The sequence below is a fragment of the Bradyrhizobium sp. genome, from assembly GCF_016462955.1.
GTDB lineage: Bacteria > Pseudomonadota > Alphaproteobacteria > Rhizobiales > Xanthobacteraceae > Bradyrhizobium.
This window is the reverse complement of the sequence record NZ_JAEMSD010000827.1, coordinates 1-1,886: the sequence shown is the minus strand read 5'-3', so window position 1 is coordinate 1,886 and position 1,886 is coordinate 1. Positions and strand designations below refer to the sequence as shown.

2 protein-coding genes are annotated in these 1,886 nt (G+C 67.1%); both read left to right on the top strand.

From position 1 onward, the window contains the following. Positions 1 to 642, top strand: a 642-nt coding sequence (locus tag JHD07_RS38890; RefSeq protein ID WP_291631866.1) for a cell division FtsA domain-containing protein, incomplete at its 5' end; no start/stop codon positions are given. An 87-nt stretch (positions 643 to 729) separates the two neighbouring features. Then, the coding region (gene ftsZ / locus JHD07_RS38885; protein WP_291631864.1) for a cell division protein FtsZ at positions 730 to 1,886 on the top strand (1,157 nt) is incomplete at its 3' end.

Below are 1,886 nucleotides of genomic sequence, written 5' to 3'. Positions count from 1 at the left end.
GGCGCTGCCGTCGTCGAGATGGGCGCCGGCACCACGACGATTGCCGTCTATTCGGGCGGGCGCTTCGTGCATGCGGCCGGTTTTGCGGTCGGCGGGCAACACATCACGATGGATCTTGCACGCGGACTCTCGGCGACCATTGCCGATGCGGAGCGAATCAAGACCTTATACGGCACCGTCATCACCGGCGGATCGGACTCGCGTGAGCTGATGTCTGTGCCGACAGCCGGTGACGAGCAGGATCTGCCGCAGATCGTCTCCCGCGCCACCATCGCGAACATCGTCAAGCACCGTGCCGAGGAAGTCTTCGAAATGGTTCGGGACAAACTGAAGGATTCGCCCTTCGCCGCAGAGCCCAACGGCCGCGTCGTGCTGTCGGGCGGCGCCTCGCAGCTGACCGGCCTGGTCGATCTCGGCACCCGGATACTCGGCCGGCCCGTGCGGGTCGGACGTCCGCTCGGTTTCGGCCGGCTGCCCGCTGAGGCGAAGAACGCCGCGTTCGCGGTCCCGGCCGGACTTCTCGTCTACCCGCAATATGTTCACCTCGAACATGTCGAACCGCGGCATACGCGGCAGCAGGTCAAGACAGGGACCGGCGGCTATTTCGGAAAGGTCGGACGATGGCTACGCGAGGGCTTCTGATGATTCATTTCCGCAATTCCCTGATTTCACCAACTCCCGCGGCCGCCGGCCGGGGCGAACCCACGCGCGCGTGATCGAGAGGCAAACATGACCATCAGCATCAATGTTCCTGATATTCACGAACTGAAGCCCCGGATCACCGTGTTCGGCGTCGGCGGCGCCGGCGGCAACGCCGTCAACAACATGATCACGGCGGGCCTGCAGGGCGTCGACTTCGTGGTCGCCAACACCGACGCGCAGGCGCTGACGATGTCGAAGGCGCAGCGCATCGTGCAGATGGGCACGGCGGTCACGCAAGGCCTCGGTGCCGGCTCGCAGCCTAACGTCGGCGCCGCGGCGGCGGAAGAGGTGATCGACGAACTGCGCGACCATCTCTCGGGCGCCAACATGGTGTTCGTCACCGCCGGCATGGGCGGCGGCACCGGCACGGGTGCAGCTCCCGTCATCGCCAAGACCGCGCGCGACATGGGCATCCTCACCGTCGGCGTCGTGACCAAGCCGTTCCACTTCGAGGGCGGCCGCCGCATGCGCACCGCCGAAGCCGGCATCAACGAACTGCACAAGGTCGTCGATACGCTGCTGATCATCCCGAACCAGAACCTGTTCCGGGTCGCCAACGAAAAGACCACCTTCGCCGACGCCTTCGCGATGGCCGACCAGGTGCTCTATTCGGGTGTCGCCTGCATCACCGACCTGATGGTCAAGGAAGGCCTGATCAACCTCGACTTCGCCGACGTGAGAGCGGTGATGCGGGAGATGGGCAAGGCGATGATGGGCACGGGCGAGGCCTCCGGCGACAAGCGCGCGCTGACCGCCGCGGAAGCCGCGATCGCCAATCCGCTGATCGACGACAGCTCGATGAAGGGCGCCAAGGGCCTCCTCATCTCCATCACCGGCGGCAAGGACCTCACCCTGTTCGAGGTCGACGAGGCCGCGACCCGCATCCGCGAGGAAGTCGACCAGGACGCCAACATCATCGTCGGCGCCACCTTCGACGAGGCGCTCGACGGCCTGATCCGCGTCTCGGTGGTTGCGACCGGCATCGAGCAGGCCGCGATCGCCCGCAACAGCCAGGCGACCTCCGCTCCCGTCGCGAACCCGGCACCGCAGATGCAGCAGGCTGCCGCCCCGGCCGCCGCTGCCGAGAGCCGTCTCGCAGACCTCACCGCCCGGCTCCGTGCCGACAACCAGCGTCTGGCCGAACGCGCCCAGAAGCTGGAGGGGCAGGCCCCTGCCGCCGCGGC